The 16609-nt window shown below is 70.7% G+C and carries 12 protein-coding genes; 10 read left to right on the forward strand and 2 right to left on the reverse strand.

Annotation, left to right across the window (positions count from 1 at the left end; translation table 11 throughout):
* Positions 1–31 precede the first annotated feature (31 nt).
* From IF28_RS0109720 to serA, 5 genes are all read left to right on the forward strand, one after another.
* The gene (locus tag IF28_RS0109720) at positions 32–3037 is read left to right on the forward strand and encodes a putative bifunctional diguanylate cyclase/phosphodiesterase (protein ID WP_030216542.1); all 3006 of its coding nucleotides are present in this window, start codon (positions 32–34) and stop codon (positions 3035–3037) included.
* 230 nt (positions 3038–3267) lie between these two features.
* The gene (locus IF28_RS0109725; RefSeq protein ID WP_030216543.1) at positions 3268–5112 is read left to right on the forward strand and encodes an acetolactate synthase large subunit; all 1845 of its coding nucleotides are present in this window, start codon (positions 3268–3270) and stop codon (positions 5110–5112) included.
* Between the two features lie 35 nt (positions 5113–5147).
* Positions 5148–5672, forward strand: a complete 525-nt coding sequence (gene ilvN, locus IF28_RS0109730) for an acetolactate synthase small subunit (RefSeq protein ID WP_030216544.1) — start codon at positions 5148–5150, stop codon at positions 5670–5672.
* Between the two features lie 117 nt (positions 5673–5789).
* Entirely contained in the window at positions 5790–6788 is a 999-nt protein-coding gene (gene ilvC / locus IF28_RS0109735; protein ID WP_030216545.1) for a ketol-acid reductoisomerase, read from the forward strand.
* A 275-nt stretch (positions 6789–7063) separates the two neighbouring features.
* Positions 7064–8653 carry a phosphoglycerate dehydrogenase gene (gene serA / locus IF28_RS0109740; protein ID WP_030216546.1) on the forward strand — a complete coding sequence of 530 codons (1590 nt, stop codon included), beginning with the start codon at positions 7064–7066 and terminating at the stop codon, positions 8651–8653.
* A gap of 38 nt (positions 8654–8691) precedes the next feature.
* On the opposite strand, the gene IF28_RS0109745 is transcribed toward serA, so the two are convergent.
* Positions 8692–10233, reverse strand: a complete 1542-nt coding sequence (locus IF28_RS0109745) for an MFS transporter (protein ID WP_030216547.1) — start codon at positions 10231–10233, stop codon at positions 8692–8694.
* Positions 10234–10317: 84 nt separating this feature from the next.
* Between IF28_RS0109745 and IF28_RS0109750 the strand changes: the two genes are divergently transcribed.
* Positions 10318–10899, forward strand: coding sequence for a TetR/AcrR family transcriptional regulator (locus IF28_RS0109750; RefSeq protein WP_030216548.1), 582 nt, complete (start codon positions 10318–10320; stop codon positions 10897–10899).
* Here IF28_RS0109750 and IF28_RS0109755 read toward each other — a convergent pair.
* A complete protein-coding gene (locus IF28_RS0109755; RefSeq protein ID WP_199808974.1) occupies positions 10880–12100 on the reverse strand; it encodes a PucR family transcriptional regulator in 1221 nt (406 codons plus the stop codon). The genes IF28_RS0109750 and IF28_RS0109755 overlap by 20 nt on opposite strands.
* Positions 12101–12238: 138 nt before the next feature.
* Here IF28_RS0109755 and IF28_RS0109760 point away from each other — a divergent pair, with 138 nt between their 5' ends.
* The 4 genes from IF28_RS0109760 (at position 12239) to IF28_RS0109775 (ending at position 16383) form a co-directional block, all read left to right on the forward strand.
* On the forward strand, positions 12239–13165 hold the full coding sequence (locus IF28_RS0109760) for a proline dehydrogenase family protein (protein ID WP_030216550.1): 927 nt from the start codon (positions 12239–12241) through the stop codon (positions 13163–13165).
* Positions 13166–13200: 35 nt separating this feature from the next.
* The gene (pruA, locus tag IF28_RS0109765) at positions 13201–14832 is read left to right on the forward strand and encodes an L-glutamate gamma-semialdehyde dehydrogenase (protein ID WP_030216551.1); all 1632 of its coding nucleotides are present in this window, start codon (positions 13201–13203) and stop codon (positions 14830–14832) included.
* 309 nt (positions 14833–15141) lie between these two features.
* Positions 15142–15273, forward strand: coding sequence for a hypothetical protein (locus IF28_RS40155; RefSeq protein ID WP_106982032.1), 132 nt, complete (start codon positions 15142–15144; stop codon positions 15271–15273).
* Positions 15274–15339: 66 nt separating this feature from the next.
* Complete coding sequence (locus IF28_RS0109775) at positions 15340–16383, forward strand: 3-isopropylmalate dehydrogenase (RefSeq protein WP_030216552.1); 1044 nt, start codon at positions 15340–15342, stop codon at positions 16381–16383.
* The last annotated feature ends 226 nt before the right edge of the window (positions 16384–16609 follow it).

Raw genomic sequence — 16609 nt, forward strand, 5'->3', positions numbered from 1 at the left:
ACCCGGGAGCGGAGCGCACCGGGAGGTACCGGTGAGCGCACCCACCCAGACCTCCCCGCTCGAGGGAACACTGCGGCAGCAGCCCGCGCCGACGGCGCTGCTGTCCGGCACGCCGGCCGTCGTGCGCCGGCCCGGCCCGGGCGCCCAGCTCGTCCTCGCCCTCGTCTGCGGTGCCTACGCCGTCGGCGCCGCGTCCGGCTGGGGCTCCGAGCGGCTCGCGCTGATCATGGGCGACTTCGGACTGAGCGCCGCCGCCGCTACGGCCGCGGTGTCCTGCTTCCTCTACGGCCGCAGCCCCCGCACCCGGTTTCGACCGGCCTGGCTGATGTTCGGCCTCTCCTCCGCCATGGCCGCCCTGGGCAACCTGGTCTGGGGGTGGTACGAGGTCGTCCTCGGGCTTCCCGTACCCACCCCCAGCTACGCGGACCTGTTCTTCCTGTGCTTCGCGCCGCCCGCCATCGTGGGGCTCCTGGTGCTCGCCAAACGGCCCGTGAGCAAGGCCGGCTGGGTCTGCCTCGCCCTGGACGCCTGGCTGATCGGCGGCTCCCTGCTCACCCTGGCGTGGAGCCTCGCACTCGCCCAGGCCGCCCAGGCCGAGGGGCCCGGCGTCGCGCACACCGCGCTGTCACTGGCGTACCCGCTGCTCGACATCGCCCTGGTCAGCATGGTGCTCGCGTTGCACTTCCGGCGCTCGTCGGTCAACCGGTCCGCGGTCAACACCGCGATCGGCGCGCTCGCGCTGACCGTCATGTGCGACGCCCTGTTCACCTCCCCGCTGCTGCACGCCGACTACAGCTCCGGACAACTGCTCGACGCGGGCTGGTTCGCCGGCTCGCTCCTCCTGGCGTACGCCCCCTGGGCCGCGCCGCGCGGCGGACGGCCCGAGCGGGAGGGACACACCCGCGTGGTCCGCGAGCACCTGCCCGGGCGGCACGGCGCACCGGACCACCACCACGGACCGCCGCCCGGTGAGCCCGCCCGGCATCCGCTCTCCCGGCCCATCACCGGCTCCCTCGCCGCGCTCACCCCGTACCTCGCCGCCGCCGTATGCACCCTCGGAATCCTCTACAACGTCCTCAACGGGCGCAGCGTCGACCGCGTCGTGCTGATCACCGGGGGCACCGTCGTCCTGGCGCTCGTGGTGCGGCAGGGCATCATGCTGCTCGACAACATCACCCTCACCCAGGAACTGGCGCAGAAGGAGAACCACTTCCGCTCCCTGGTGCAGGGCTCCAGCGACGTCATCATGATCGCCGCCCCCAGCGGCATCCTCCGCTACGTCTCCCCGGCCGCCGCCGGTGTCTACGGCCGTCCGGCGGAGGAGCTGGAGGGGACCGAACTGGCCGGTCTCATCCACCCGGAGGACCTCGGCTGCGTCGTGCACGAGGTGCGCCGCTTCCTCGCCGCCGACCCCGTCGAGGAACCCACGACCCGTATCGAGTGCCGCTTCCGTTCCGGCGGCGGCGCAGGCTGGCTCAACGTCGAGTCGACCGTCAACCGGCACCACGGCGGCCTGATCTTCAACAGCCGCGACGTCACCGAGAGAGTGCGGCTCCAGGCCCAGCTCCAGCACAACGCGGAGCACGACCCGCTCACCGACCTGCCCAACCGCGCCCTGTTCACCCGGCGCGTCCAGCAGGCCCTGTCCGGCCGCCGCTCCTCGGACCGCGGAGCCGCCCTCAGGGGCACGGCCGTGCTCTTCATCGACCTCGACGGCTTCAAAGGCGTCAACGACACCATCGGGCACCAGGCCGGTGACGAGCTGCTCGTCCAGGCCGCCCGCAGACTCCAGGACGCGGTCCGCAAGGGCGACACCGCCTCCCGGCTGGGCGGCGACGAGTTCGCGGCCCTGATCGCCGGGGACGGCGTCCGTGACCGGGACGCGCGCGAGCGGCACATCGTGGAGCTCGCCGACCGCCTCAGAGCGACCCTCTCGCAGCCCTACGCCATCGACGGCAACGATGTCCGGGTCAACGCCTCCATCGGCGTCGCCTTCGCCGAACCCGGCCTCGGCGCGGGCGAGCTGCTGCGCAACGCCGACCTGGCGATGTACCGCGCGAAGGCCGCCGGCAAGGGCCGCGTGGAGCTGTACCGGCCACAGATGCAGCAGGACGTGGTGCGCAGGGCGGAGCTGGCCACCCGGCTGCGCGCGGCACTGCACCACGGCGAGTTCGCCCTGCTGCACCAGCCGGTCGTGTCCCTGGCGGACGGCCGGATCACATCGGTCTGCGCCCAGGCGCGCTGGCGCTCCTCCCAGGGCGTGCTGTTCACCCCGGCGGAGTTCCTGCGCGTGGCGGAGGACAGCGAGAAGACCGCCGAGCTGGGCCGCTGGGTGCTGGAGGAGGCCGTGGAGCAGGCCGCCGAACGGCACGCGACCGGTCTGCCCGTGCCCGTGGCCGTCCGGCTGAGCGCCCACCGGCTGCTCGACCGGTCACTGCCCCTGGGCTCGATCGAGGCCCTGCTGACCCGGCACGGACTGCCGTCCGGCTCCCTGGTGGTCGAACTGGCCGACACCGACCCCAGGGCGTCGCTCGACGAACTGGAGCGCCGGCTGACCGTGCTCAAGCGGCTCGGCGTGCGGATCGCGCTCGACGGCTTCGGCAGCGGTTTCGCGGCGATCACGGCCCTCAGGCGGCTCCCCGTCGACGTGCTGAAGCTCGACCGGGGCCTGGTCGACGGTGTGCTGGAGTCCGCCCGGCTGCACAAGATCACCAGCGGGCTGCTGCGGATCGCCTCCGACCTCGGAATGCAGTCCGTGGCCGACGGCGTGGACCTGCCCGAGCAGGTGGCCGCCCTGCGCGCGATGGGCTGCACGCACGGGCAGGGCGGAGCGTTCTCCCTGGCGCTGGACGAGTACCGGCTGCGCAGAGCGCTGGCCGCCGGGCACTATCCGGTACCGCACGCCCCGGCCGAGCCCGTTTTCGTGGGCGGGGGCGGGAGCGGGAGCACGGGGGTGTACTCCGCCGGGGTGACCGCCGTACTCCAGGGCGGTACGGCACTGCGCTCACATAATGAGACTCCCGTCCCACCCACTTGACAGTGGGTGCGCGCCGGGGGGAGGGTCAGTGCCATGCGCACCCGAATTCTCGTACTTGGAAAGCGCGTCGGCTGACGCTGAGCCTCGACCGCTCAGCGACCACCTCCCGGCGCGCTCCCCTCGCTTGCCTTACGGCACGAGGGGTTTTTTGTTGCACAGGCACCTGCCGAGCAGCACGCGTGACCCGCACGAACCTCGCAAAAACCCTCAGCATCGAGAAGAGAATGCCGATGACCGAGCAGGCCACCGGGGCCCATCACCCGCAGCCCCGGCCCCGATCCGGAGGACAGTCCGCCCCCGTCGAGCACGTCACGGGTGCGAAGTCCCTCATCCGCTCGCTCGAGGAGGTCGGGGTCGACACCGTATTCGGCATTCCCGGGGGCACGATCCTTCCCGCGTACGACCCGATGATGGACTCGAACCGGGTGCGCCATGTGCTCGTCCGCCATGAGCAGGGAGCGGGCCACGCGGCCACCGGCTATGCCCAGGCGACCGGGAAGGTCGGCGTCTGCATGGCCACCTCGGGCCCCGGCGCCACCAACCTGGTGACGCCGATCGCCGACGCCAACATGGACTCGGTGCCGCTGGTCGCGATCACCGGCCAGGTCGTCACCAAGGCGATCGGCACGGACGCCTTCCAGGAGGCGGACATCGTCGGCATCACGATGCCGATCACCAAGCACAGCTTCCTCGTCACCAAGGCCGAGGACATCCCGAAGACGATCGCGCAGGCGTTCCACATCGCCTCGACCGGCCGCCCCGGCCCGGTCCTCGTCGACATCCCGAAGGACGTGCTGCAGGCGCAGACGACCTTCTCCTGGCCGCCCGCCACCGATCTGCCCGGCTACCGGCCCGTCACCAAGCCGCACGCCAAGCAGATCCGCGAGGCCGCCAAGCTGATCACCGCCGCGAAGCGGCCGGTCCTCTACGTCGGCGGCGGCGTCCTCAAGGCGCGGGCCACCGCCGAGCTGAAGGTCCTCGCGGAACTCACCGGAGCCCCCGTCACCACCACCCTGATGGGACTCGGCGCGTTCCCCGACAGCCACGAGCTGCACGTGGGAATGCCGGGCATGCACGGTGCGGTCACCGCCGTCACCGCGCTGCAGAAGGCCGACCTGATCGTCGCCCTCGGCGCCCGCTTCGACGACCGCGTCACCGGCAAGCTGGACAGCTTCGCCCCGTATGCCAAGATCGTCCACGCCGACATCGACCCGGCCGAGATCGGCAAGAACCGCGCCGCCGACGTGCCGATCGTCGGTGACGCCCGCGAGGTCCTCGCCGACCTCGTGCTGGCCGTCCAGAAGGAGCACGCGGAGGGCCACCGCGGCGACTACACCGCCTGGTGGAACGATCTGAACCGCTGGCGCGAGACCTACCCGCTCGGCTACGACCAGCCGGGCGACGGCTCGCTCTCCCCGCAGCAGGTCATCGAGCGCATCGGACAGCTTGCGCCCGAGGGCACGGTCTTCGCGGCCGGCGTCGGCCAGCACCAGATGTGGGCCGCGCACTTCATCCAGTACGACAAGCCCGCCACCTGGCTGAACTCCGGCGGTGCCGGAACCATGGGCTACGCCGTCCCGGCCGCCATGGGCGCCAAGGCCGGCGTCCCCGACCGCACCGTCTGGGCGATCGACGGCGACGGCTGCTTCCAGATGACCAACCAGGAACTCACCACCTGCGCCCTGAACAACATCCCGATCAAGGTCGCCATCATCAACAACGGCGCCCTCGGGATGGTCCGCCAGTGGCAGACCCTCTTCTACAACCAGCGGTACTCCAACACGGTGCTGCACTCCGGCCCCGACGACGTCAACCCGGAGGCGAGGGGCACCCGCGTCCCCGACTTCGTGAAGCTGTCGGAGGCCATGGGCTGCTACGCGATCCGCTGCGAGGACCCGGCCGACCTCGACAAGGTCATCGAGGAGGCGAACTCCGTCAACGACCGCCCGGTCGTGGTGGACTTCGTCGTCCACGAGGACGCGATGGTGTGGCCGATGGTCGCCGCCGGCACCTCCAACGACGAGATCATGGCCGCCCGGGACGTCCGCCCCGACTTCGGCGACAGCGACGACTGAGAGCCGTCAGGACTTTCAAGCAGAGGAAGCAGATCATGTCCAAGCACACGCTCTCCGTCCTGGTGGAGAACACCCCCGGCATCCTCGCCCGGATCGCCGCCCTGTTCTCCCGCCGCGGCTTCAACATCGACTCCCTCGCCGTCGGGGTCACCGAGCACCCCGACATCTCCCGCATCACCATCGTGGTGAGCGTCGAGGAGTTCCCGCTGGAGCAGGTCACCAAGCAGCTCAACAAGCTCGTCAACGTGCTGAAGATCGTCGAGCTCGAACCCGGGCAGGCCGTCCAGCGCGAACTCGTTCTGGTGAAGGTGCGCGCCGACAACGAGACGCGCTCCCAGATCGTCGAGATCGTCCAGCTGTTCCGCGCCAAGACGGTGGACGTCTCCCCGGAGGCCGTGACCATCGAGGCCACCGGCAGCAGCGACAAGCTGTCCGCCATGCTCAAGATGCTGGAGCCGTTCGGCATCAAGGAGCTCGTCCAGTCCGGCACGATCGCGATCGGGCGAGGTGCCCGTTCGATCACCGACCGGTCGCTGCGCGCCCTGGACCGGTCGGCGTAAGGCCGAAAACGGGCGGCCGGGAGACGACCCGCCGCCCGTATGGCGAGACCCCCCACCTTCCCCCTCCCTCACCGTCATACGGTGGGACGCAACACCCGCACACAAGGAGTGAACCCAGTGGCCGAGCTGTTCTACGACGCCGACGCCGACCTGTCCATCATCCAGGGCCGCAAGGTCGCGGTCATCGGTTACGGCAGCCAGGGCCACGCCCACGCGCTGTCGCTGCGTGACTCGGGTGTCGACGTCCGTGTCGGTCTGCACGAGGGCTCCAAGTCCAAGGTCAAGGCCGAGGAGCAGGGCCTGCGCGTGGTGACCCCGTCGGAGGCCGCCGCCGAGGCCGACGTCATCATGATCCTGGTCCCGGACCCGATCCAGGCCGAGGTCTACGAGAAGGACATCAAGGACAACCTGAAGGACGGCGACGCGCTGTTCTTCGGTCACGGGCTGAACATCCGCTACGGCTTCATCAAGCCCCCGGCCGGCGTGGACGTCTGCATGGTCGCCCCCAAGGGCCCGGGCCACCTGGTGCGCCGTCAGTACGAGGAGGGCCGCGGCGTTCCGTGTATCGCCGCCGTCGAGCAGGACGCCACGGGCGACGCCTTCGCCCTGGCCCTGTCGTACGCCAAGGGCATCGGCGGCACCCGCGCGGGTGTCATCAAGACGACCTTCACCGAGGAGACCGAGACCGACCTGTTCGGTGAGCAGGCCGTCCTCTGCGGTGGTACGGCCGCGCTGGTCAAGGCCGGCTTCGAGACGCTGACCGAGGCCGGTTACCAGCCGGAGATCGCGTACTTCGAGTGCCTGCACGAGCTGAAGCTGATCGTGGACCTCATGTACGAGGGCGGCCTGGAGAAGATGCGCTGGTCGATCTCCGAGACCGCCGAGTGGGGCGACTACGTCACCGGCCCGCGGATCATCACCGACGCCACCAAGGCCGAGATGAAGCAGGTCCTCGCCGAGATCCAGGACGGCACGTTCGCCAAGAACTGGATGGACGAGTACCACGGCGGTCTGAAGAAGTACAACGAGTACAAGAAGCAGGACTCCGAGCACCTGCTGGAGACCACCGGCAAGGAGCTGCGCAAGCTCATGAGCTGGGTCGACGAAGAGGCGTAAGCGGCCTCGCTCCGCGACGGCGCCACCGGTTTCCGGGGCGCCGTCGAGGAGCTGCGCCCCGGACCCCGCTCCTCGAACGCCGGAGGGGCCTTCTCCCACCGCCTCTTCCGGGTGATCGATCCGCTGAGGCGCAAGACGCCCCGCCCCGCGCCACTACACTGCTGCACAACAAACGCGTCAGGCCCACAGCGTCGTGCGTCTTCCACGCGGCTAGCACTTCTTCACCGCCTGCGGCCGTCGGGACGGCCGTCCGCATTGGACTTGTGAGGACTCACGTGAGCTCGAAACCCGTCGTACTCATCGCTGAAGAGCTGTCGCCCGCGACCGTCGACGCACTCGGCCCGGACTTCGAGATCCGCCACTGCAACGGCGCGGACCGCGCCGAACTGCTCCCGGCCATCGCCGAGGTGGACGCGATCCTGATCCGCTCGGCCACCAAGGTCGACGCCGAGGCGATCGCCGCCGCGAGCAAGCTGAAGGTCGTCGCCCGCGCCGGCGTCGGCCTGGACAACGTCGACGTGTCCGCCGCCACCAAGGCCGGCGTGATGGTGGTCAACGCCCCCACGTCGAACATCGTGACCGCCGCCGAGCTGGCCTGCGGTCTGATCGTCGCCACCGCCCGCCACATCCCGCAGGCCAACGCCGCGCTGAAGAACGGCGAGTGGAAGCGGAGCAAGTACACGGGCGTCGAGCTCGCCGAGAAGACCCTCGGTGTCGTGGGTCTGGGGCGCATCGGCGCCCTCGTCGCGCAGCGCATGTCCGGCTTCGGCATGAAGGTCGTCGCCTACGACCCCTACATCCAGCCCGCGCGCGCCGCGCAGATGGGCGTCAAGGTGCTCTCGCTGGACGAGCTGCTCGAGGTCTCCGACTTCATCACCGTCCACCTGCCCAAGACCCCCGAGACCGTCGGCCTGATCGGTGACGAGGCGCTGCGCAAGGTCAAGCCGAGCGTGCGGGTCATCAACGCCGCGCGCGGCGGGATCGTCGACGAGGAGGCGCTGTACTCGGCGCTGAAGGAGGGCCGGGTCGCCGGCGCCGGCCTCGACGTGTACGCCAAGGAGCCGTGCACCGACTCGCCGCTGTTCGAGTTCGACCAGGTCGTCTGCACCCCGCACCTGGGTGCCTCCACCGACGAGGCGCAGGAGAAGGCCGGTATCGCGGTCGCCCGCTCGGTGCGCCTTGCCCTCGCCGGCGAGCTGGTCCCGGACGCGGTGAACGTGCAGGGCGGGGTCATCGCCGAGGACGTCAAGCCCGGTCTGCCGCTCGCCGAGCGCCTCGGCCGGATCTTCACCGCGCTCGCCGGTGAGGTCGCGGCCCGCCTCGACGTCGAGGTGTACGGCGAGATCACCCAGCACGACGTGAAGGTCCTCGAACTCTCCGCGCTCAAGGGCGTCTTCGAGGACGTCGTCGACGAGACGGTGTCCTACGTCAACGCCCCGCTGTTCGCCCAGGAGCGCGGTGTCGAGGTCCGGCTGACCACCAGCTCCGAGTCGGCCGACCACCGCAACGTCGTCACCGTGCGCGGCACCCTCGCCGACGGCGAGGAGATCTCGGTCTCCGGCACGCTGGCCGGTCCCAAGCACGTCCAGAAGATCGTCGCGGTCGGCGAGTACGACGTCGACCTCGCGCTCGCCGACCACATGGTCGTCCTGCGCTACGAGGACCGTCCGGGCGTCGTCGGCACCGTGGGCCGCATCCTCGGCGAGGCCGGTATCAACATCGCCGGGATGCAGGTCGCCCGGGCGACGGTCGGCGGCGAGGCGCTCGCCGTACTGACCGTCGACGACACGGTCTCCGCCGGGGTCCTCGGGGAGCTCGGCGCGGAGATCGGGGCGACCTCCGCCCGGTCGGTCAACCTGGTCTGAGATTCCGGGGCCCCCGGAACCCCGATCGGACCTCGTCCTCAAACGCCGGACGGGCTGAGCGATTCAGCCTGTCCGGCGTTTTCGGCTTGCTCGCGTACCCGGATCCCGCGCAGTCCCAGCGCCGCCAGCCCGGCCGCGCTCAGCAGCAGCAACGCGCCCGCGACCGCCGCTCCCTGCATGCCGCTGGTGAACGCCTCCCGGGCCGCCGTCGCCAGGGCGTCCCCCGCGCGCCCCGGCAGTTCGGCGGCGACGGCGAGCGCGCCGCCCAGGGTCTCCTGGGCCGCGGCGGGCGCCGCGTCCGGCATCTCGTGGCGGTAGACGGCCGTACCGATGGAGCCGAGCGCGGCCATGCCCAGCGCGCCGCCGAACTCCGTGCCGGTCTCCAGCAGGGAGGACGCCGCCCCCGCCTTCTCGACCGGGGCCGAGCTCAGGGCCAGGTCGGTGAGGAGCGACATCACGATGACGATGCCCGAGGCCATCCCCCCGCACGCGGCCAGCACCAGCCACAGCGAGTCCGTCCCGGCCAGGGCCAGCAGCCCGTAGCCGCCCGCCGAGATCACGAAGCCGGCCGTCACGACGTAGGCGCGCTCGACGCCCCGCTGGACGAGCCGGGTCGCGACGGGGGCGGCCACGCCGATCAGCACCGACGGCAGCAGGCTCCACAGCGCGGCCTCCAGCGCGCTCTTGTCGAGGACCGACTGGAGGTACTGGGTGGTGAAGTACGCCGAGCCCATCAGCCCGAAGGCCGACAGGGTGTTGAGGGTGAGCGCCGGGGAGAAGCCGTGCCCGCGGAAGAGGGCGGGCGAGATCAGGGGTGAGGCCGTGGTGCGCTGCCGGCGCACGAACAGCGCCGTGAACAGCAGGCCGACGGTGATCGAGACGACGTAGCGGACGTTCCAGCCCTCGGAGGGCAGTTCCTTCAGGCCGTAGACCACGGGCAGGACCGCCGCCATCGACAGCGGGACGCTCAGCAGGTCGAAGCGGCCGGGGGAGGGGTTCTTCGACTCCGGGAGCAGCACCGGGCCGAGGACCAGCAGCAGGGCCATCGCGGGCAGGTTGACGAGGAAGACCGAGCCCCACCAGAAGTGCTCGACGAGGACACCGCTCATCACCGAGCCGAGCGCGACCCCGGCCGTCATCACCCCGGACCACAGCCCGATCGCCTTCGCCCGCTGGGCGGGGTCGGTGAACATCGTGCGGACCAGGGCCATCGTCGACGGCATCAGGGTCGCGCCGCCGATGCCGAGGACCGCGCGGGCCGCGATCAGGGTTTCGGCGGTGTGCGCGTAGGCGGCGAGGAGCGAGGCGGCGCCGAAGGCGGCCGCGCCGATGAGGAGCAGCCGGCGGCGGCCGATGCGGTCGCCCAGCGCGCCCATCGTCATCAGCAGGCCGGCCAGGACGAAGCCGTAGATGTCGAAGATCCACAGCTGCTGGGTGCCGCTCGGTTCCAGGTCGGCGCTGATCTCCGGGATCGCGAAGTAGAGGACGGAGACGTCCATCGAGACCAGCAGCAGCGGAAGCATCAGCACGGCGAGCGCTGTCCATTCGCGGCGGCCGGCGCGGGTCGGGTTCGTTGTCATGACGGCGACTGTACGCACGTCTTATACGGTTGTCTAGAACGTCTGTCTAAGACGGCTGTATGGCAAGCCCGGTAGGGTGAGGGCATGGGACACCGTGAGGATCTGCTGGAGGGCGCCAAGCGCTGCCTGCTCGCCAAGGGTTTCGTGGGCACCACGGCGCGGGACATCGTCAAGGAGTCGGGGACCAACCTGGCGTCCATCGGCTACCACTACGGCTCGAAGGACGCGCTGCTCGCCCAGGCCTACATCTCCCTGGTCGAGGGGATGGGCGGCGCCTTCGAGGTCGATGTCGACGACACCGGGCCCGGCTCCCTGGAGCGCTTCGAGCGGGTGTGGTCGAACATCATCGGGACCATGAAGGAGCCCGGCTCGGTCTGGCGGCTCAGCATGGAGGTGCTGGCGTTCGGCGACCGGCTGCCCGAGGTCCGCGACCATCTCGTCATCGCCCAGCGGGAGGCCGGGCGCGGACTGATCCCGCTGCTGATGGGCGGCCGTGAGGAGGACGTCTCCGACGAGACCGCGGACACCCTCGGCATGTTCTACGTGACCCTGATGACGGGTCTCATCGCCCAGTGGACCTTCGACCCGAAGTCCGCGCCCCGCGCCGGGCAGCTGACCGCCGGCCTGCGCCGGGTGACCGAGGCCGCTACAGACGCGAGGCCTTGAGGGCCATGTGCAGCAGCAGCCGGTCCTCCCCGTCGTCGAGGTCCAGGCCGGTGAGCTGCTCGATGCGGGACAGGCGGTAGTAGAGGGTCTGACGGTGGATGCCCAGCTCGGCCGCCGTACGGCCGGCCTGTCCCGCGCGGTCCAGGTAGACCTCGGCGGTGCGGGCCAGTTCGGCCTGCGCGGGGGCGAGCAGCGGGCCCACGGCGGGGTCCCGGGCGACCTCCCTCGGCAACGCGGTCAGCAGGCGGAAGGGGCCGATCGACGCCCACCGGGCGACCGGGCCGAACCGGGGCTCGGCCAGCGCCGCCCGCGCCGACGCCGACGCCTCCTCCCAGGCCGCGCCCAGCGCGGCGAGACCCGCGCGGGGTGCGGCGATCCCCGCCGCCACCGGGGACCCGCCCGTGCCGTCCGCCCGCTCGAGCAGGCGTGAGGCCGCCGTGGCCGCCGGGGTCAGCACCTCCGGCGAGCGCAGCCGCAGCAGCAGGGCCAGGGCCGAGCCCGCCACACCCCACGGCAGGGTGCACAGCGCCGTCGCGCCCGGCACCGTACGCACCGACGGCGCGTCGTCCGGGTCCGCGGAGGGCCACGGGGCGACACAGACCACCGTGTACGGGCCGTCGGCGCGGGCGCCGAGAGCGGTGCGCAGCTCCGCGACCGCCATCTCCCGCTGCCAGTCCCGCTCCGCCGTCAGCACCGCCCGCAGCTCGCGCGTGAGATCGGCGCCGTGCTGCGCCTCGTCCGCGAGCAGCGCGCCGATCCGGCCGGTCACCCGCATGGCCGCGTCCAGCTGCCCCTCGGAGGGGCCCGGGTCGTAGTCGAGCAGCCAGACGTAACCGAGCACGACACCCCGATGCCGTACCGGCAGACAGATGCGCCCCCGGTGCACGCCCGCCTCCGGGGTGCGCGGGACACGGACCGGGCCGGTCGCCCGGGTGATGCCGAAGCCCTCGAACCAGGCGCGGACGGCGGCCGTCGAACGGCGGGTCAGGATCGAGCGGGTGCGCACCGGGTCGAGGGCCGACGGATCGAGGTCGCCCTCACTGTCGTACGCCCCGAAGGCGATCAGCTCGAAATCGCGGTTCTCCAGGGTCGCCGGAGCGCCCAGCAGCTCCGAGATCTCGTCCACCAGCTCCTGGTAGTCAGCCCTGTGTTCCGACGTCACCCGGGCATTCTGCCCCAAAGTCCCGCCGCCTTCATACATCTGTCTGAGATCTGCGGCACGGATGCGTGACAGCTGTCGATGGCCGACGATCGGGGGCATCCGTAGGTTTCACGGTGGTTCTCCGTGCCGTATCCGAAACGTCGGGTGACGGCCTCGTGCAGCTTGTGGAGGTGCCCCTTGCTGGGTCCCGTGATTCTCGCCGCGTCGCGCAGCGACCGGATGCGCCGCCTGGTCTCGGCGGCCCCGGTGACCAAGCAGGTCGTCGACCGCTTCATCCCCGGTGAGACCGTCGACGAGGTGCTGCCGATCATCCAGGAGCTCACCGGCAACGGCCTGGAGCTCACCATGGACGTCGTCGGCGAGGACATCACCACCCCCGAGCAGGCTGCCGCCGCCCGCGACGCGTACCTGGAGCTGATCGGCCGGCTGAAGCCGCTGGAGCTCGGTACCCGCGCGGAGATGTCGGTGAAGCTGTCGATGTTCGGGCAGGCGCTGGACGGCGGCCACGAGCTGGCGCTCGCCAACGTCCGCCCGGTCGTCGAGGCCGCCGCCGGGATCGGCACCACGGTCACGCTGGACGCGGAGGACCACACCACCCTCGACTCGATGTTCGCCATCCACGAGGAGCTGCGGAAGGACGTCCCGCAGACCGGCTGCGTCATCCAGGCCTACCTCTTCCGCACCGAGGAGGACGCGCGCAGGCTCGCCGCGGCCGGCAGTCGCGTACGGTTGGTGAAGGGCGCCTACAAGGAGCCCGCCGAGGTCGCCTACCAGCAGAAGCACGAGATCGACAAGGCGTATGTGCGCATCCTGCGGACGCTGATGGAGGGCGAGGGGTACCCGATGATCGGGTCCCACGATCCGCGCCTGATCTCCATCGCCCAGGAGCTGGCCCGCACCGCCGGACGCAAGCTCGACGAGTACGAGTTCCAGATGCTCTACGGCATCCGCGGTGACGAGCACCTGCGACTGGCCGCCGAGGGACACCGCATGCGCGTCTACACGGCCTACGGCACGGACTGGTACGGCTACTTCATGCGCCGTCTGGCGGAGAAGCCGGCGAACCTGCGCTTCTTCGCGCGAAGCATGATCACCAAGGGCTGACGCCACACCGCTCACGACAAGGAGTTACGCCACCCATGGACGCTGTGACCCAGGTCCCCACCCCCGTCAACGAGCCGGTGCACGGCTATGCCCCCGGGACGCCCGAGCGTGCCCGGCTGGAGGCCAAGCTCAAGGAGCTGGCCGACAACCCGATCGAGCTCACCTGCACCATCGGCGGCGAGCAGCGGATGGGCGGCGGCGAGCGCTTCGACGTCGTGCAGCCGCACAACCACAAGGCCCGCCTCGGCACCTACGCCAACGCCACCCGGCAGGACGCCCAGGACGCGATCGACGCGGCCCTCGCCGCCGCCCCCGCCTGGCGCGCGATGGCCTTCGACGACCGCGCCGCGATCATCCTGCGCGCCGCCGAGCTGCTGGCCGGCCCCTGGCGCGAGACCATCGCCGCCTCCACGATGCTGGGCCAGTCCAAGACCGCCCAGCAGGCCGAGATCGACAGCCCCTGCGAGCTCGTCGACTTCTGGCGCTTCAACGTCCACTACGCGCGCGGCATCCTCGCCGAGCAGCCCCCGGCCAACTCCCCGGGCGTGTGGAACCGCATGGACCACCGCCCGCTGGAGGGCTTCGTCTACGCGATCACGCCGTTCAACTTCAGCGCGATCGCCGCCAACCTGCCCACCGCTCCGGCCCTGATGGGCAATGTGGTGGTCTGGAAGCCGTCCCCGACCCAGACCCACGCCGCCGTGCTGCTCATGCGGCTCCTGGAGGAGGCCGGACTGCCCAAGGGCGTCATCAACCTCGTCACCGGTGACGGCATCGAGGTCTCCAAGGTCGCCCTGGAGCACCGGGACCTGGCCGGCATCCACTTCACCGGCTCGACCAGGACGTTCCAGCACCTGTGGAAGACGGTCGGCCAGAACATCGAGAAGTACCGCACCTACCCGCGTCTGGTCGGCGAGACCGGCGGCAAGGACTTCGTCGTCGCCCACCCGAGCGCCGACCCGGCGATCCTCAAGACCGCCCTGACCCGCGGCGCCTTCGAGTACCAGGGCCAGAAGTGCAGCGCCACCTCGCGCGCGTACATCCCGGCGTCGATCTGGAACTCCGGCTTCAAGGAGGAGTTCGCGGCCGAGGTCGACGGCATCAAGATGGGTGACGTCACCGATCTGTCCAACTTCATCGGCGCCGTCATCGACGAGCGGTCCTTCGCCAAGAACAAGGCCGCCATCGACCGCGCCGGACAGGACGCGTCCTGCACGATCGTCGCGGGCGGTTCCTACGACGACTCGGTCGGCTACTTCGTCCGCCCGACCGTCATCGAGTGCGACGACCCGGAGAACGAGGTGTTCCGCACCGAGTACTTCGGCCCGGTCCTCGCCGTGCACGTCTACGACGACGAGAAGTACGACGAGATGCTGACCCAGATGGAGTCGGTGTCCGACTACGCCCTCACCGGCTCGGTCGTCGCGAACGACCGCGCGGCGGCGGCGTACACGATGGAGAAGCTGCGCTACGCGGCCGGCAACTTCTACATCAACGACAAGTCGACCGGTGCCGTCGTCGGCCAGCAGCCCTTCGGCGGCGGCCGTGCCTCCGGCACCAACGACAAGGCCGGCGCCCCGCAGAACCTGATGCGCTGGACCCTGACCCGCGCCATCAAGGAGACGCTGGTCCCGCCGACCGAGTACGGCTACCCGCACATGGGCTGACGCCCACCCAGGCCCCGGACGGGCCAAGGTCACCCCCCGACCTTGGCCCGTTCGGTGTTTTCGCAGGTGGGAGCGGTGTGGCCCGGTCTGCCGTCTCAGATAGTAGGAAGTCCGAGTAATTGTGCAGACAGATGCGCCCGGCTCCCTTAGCTTTGTAGGAGCCGAACGAACCGCTCGATCAAGCGAACGGCGGTCGTGAGCCGGACCCCGCGCAGGCCACCCCTGCGGTCCGCAGCTCCCCGCCCCGACTCGGCGTCTCGCACCCCCTCTTTTTCCGCACTCCAGGTATGCCGAAGGAGTCGATGCGCCATGGCCGAGACGACCGTCCGCCGCCGCGTCCGCCACACCTCCCGTACGAGCGAATCCGACCGCAAGAACGCCGCCGCCGCGCTGCAGCGCGCCCTCGACCGCCGGGACAACGGCGGCTCGACCGGCCACTGACACGCCCCGGCGTCCGTATGCCGGACAGTGCATGTCATCCCGTGGGACGAGGAGTAGGGTGCCCGCATGTCTCGCAGCATCAATCTCGCAGTGATCCCCGGTGACGGCATCGGCCAGGAGGTCGTGGCCGAAGGCCTGAAGGTCCTCTCCGCCGTCCTTCCGCAGGATGTGAAGCTGGAGACCAAGGAGTACGACTTCGGCGCCCGGCGTTACCACGCCACCGGTGAGACCCTCACCGACGCCGACCTCGACGAGCTGAAGCGGCACGACGCCATCCTGCTCGGCGCCATCGGCGACCCGGGTGTTCCCTCCGGCGTCCTGGAGCGCGGCTTCCTGCTCAAGCTCCGCTTCGCCTTCGACCACCACGTCAACCTGCGGCCGTCGAAGCTGCTCCCCGGTGTCGCCACGCCGCTCGCCGGCCAGCCGGAGATCGACTTCGTCGTCGTGCGCGAGGGCACCGAGGGCCCGTACACGGGCAACGGCGGCACGATCCGCAAGGGCACCCCGCACGAGGTCGCCACCGAGGTCTCCGTGAACACGGCCTTCGGTGTCGAGCGCGTGGTCCGCGACGCCTTCGCCCGCGCCCAGGCCCGCCCCCGCAAGAAGCTGACGCTGGTCCACAAGAACAACGTGCTGGCGTTCGCCGGCCACCTGTGGACGAACGTGTTCAACAAGGTGGCCGAGGAGTACCCCGACGTCACCACCGACTACATCCACGTCGACGCCGCGACGATCTACCTCGTCACCGACCCGGCCCGCTTCGACGTCATCGTCACCGACAACCTCTTCGGCGACATCATCACCGACCTCGCCGCCGCCGTCTCCGGCGGCATCGGCGTCGCGGCCTCCGGCAACATCAACCCGAGCCGCGCGTACCCGTCGATGTTCGAGCCCGTGCACGGCTCGGCCCCGGACATCGCAGGTCAGGGCAAGGCCGACCCCAGCGCCACGGTCCTGTCCGTCGCCCTCCTGCTGCGCCACCTCGGTCACGACACCGAGGCGGCCCGCATCGAGGACGCCGTCTCCGCCGACCTGGCGGAGCGCGGCGCCCTGCCCGCCCGCAGCACCTCGGAGATCGGCGACGCGCTCGCCGCACGAGTAGCCGGCTGACCCGGCGCACCACCCCGAAGCCGCCGGGCCGCAACACACCCGGCGGCTTTCTCCTGTCCCCGCCGGGTGTCACCATCGACCACCGGGCCGCAATCACCCTGTTTCGTCCGCGGTCGCCTACGGGCGATAATCGAACGCGGAGCCGCGGAATGAGGGAATGCTCGGACGTCCTAGTACTGGCCATCGGCCGTACGGGCGTGTGCGCGGCCCGTCACTACAACCGGTG

This window comes from Streptomyces sp. NRRL WC-3626 (assembly GCF_000718785.1).
Taxonomy (GTDB): domain Bacteria; phylum Actinomycetota; class Actinomycetes; order Streptomycetales; family Streptomycetaceae; genus Streptomyces; species Streptomyces edwardsiae.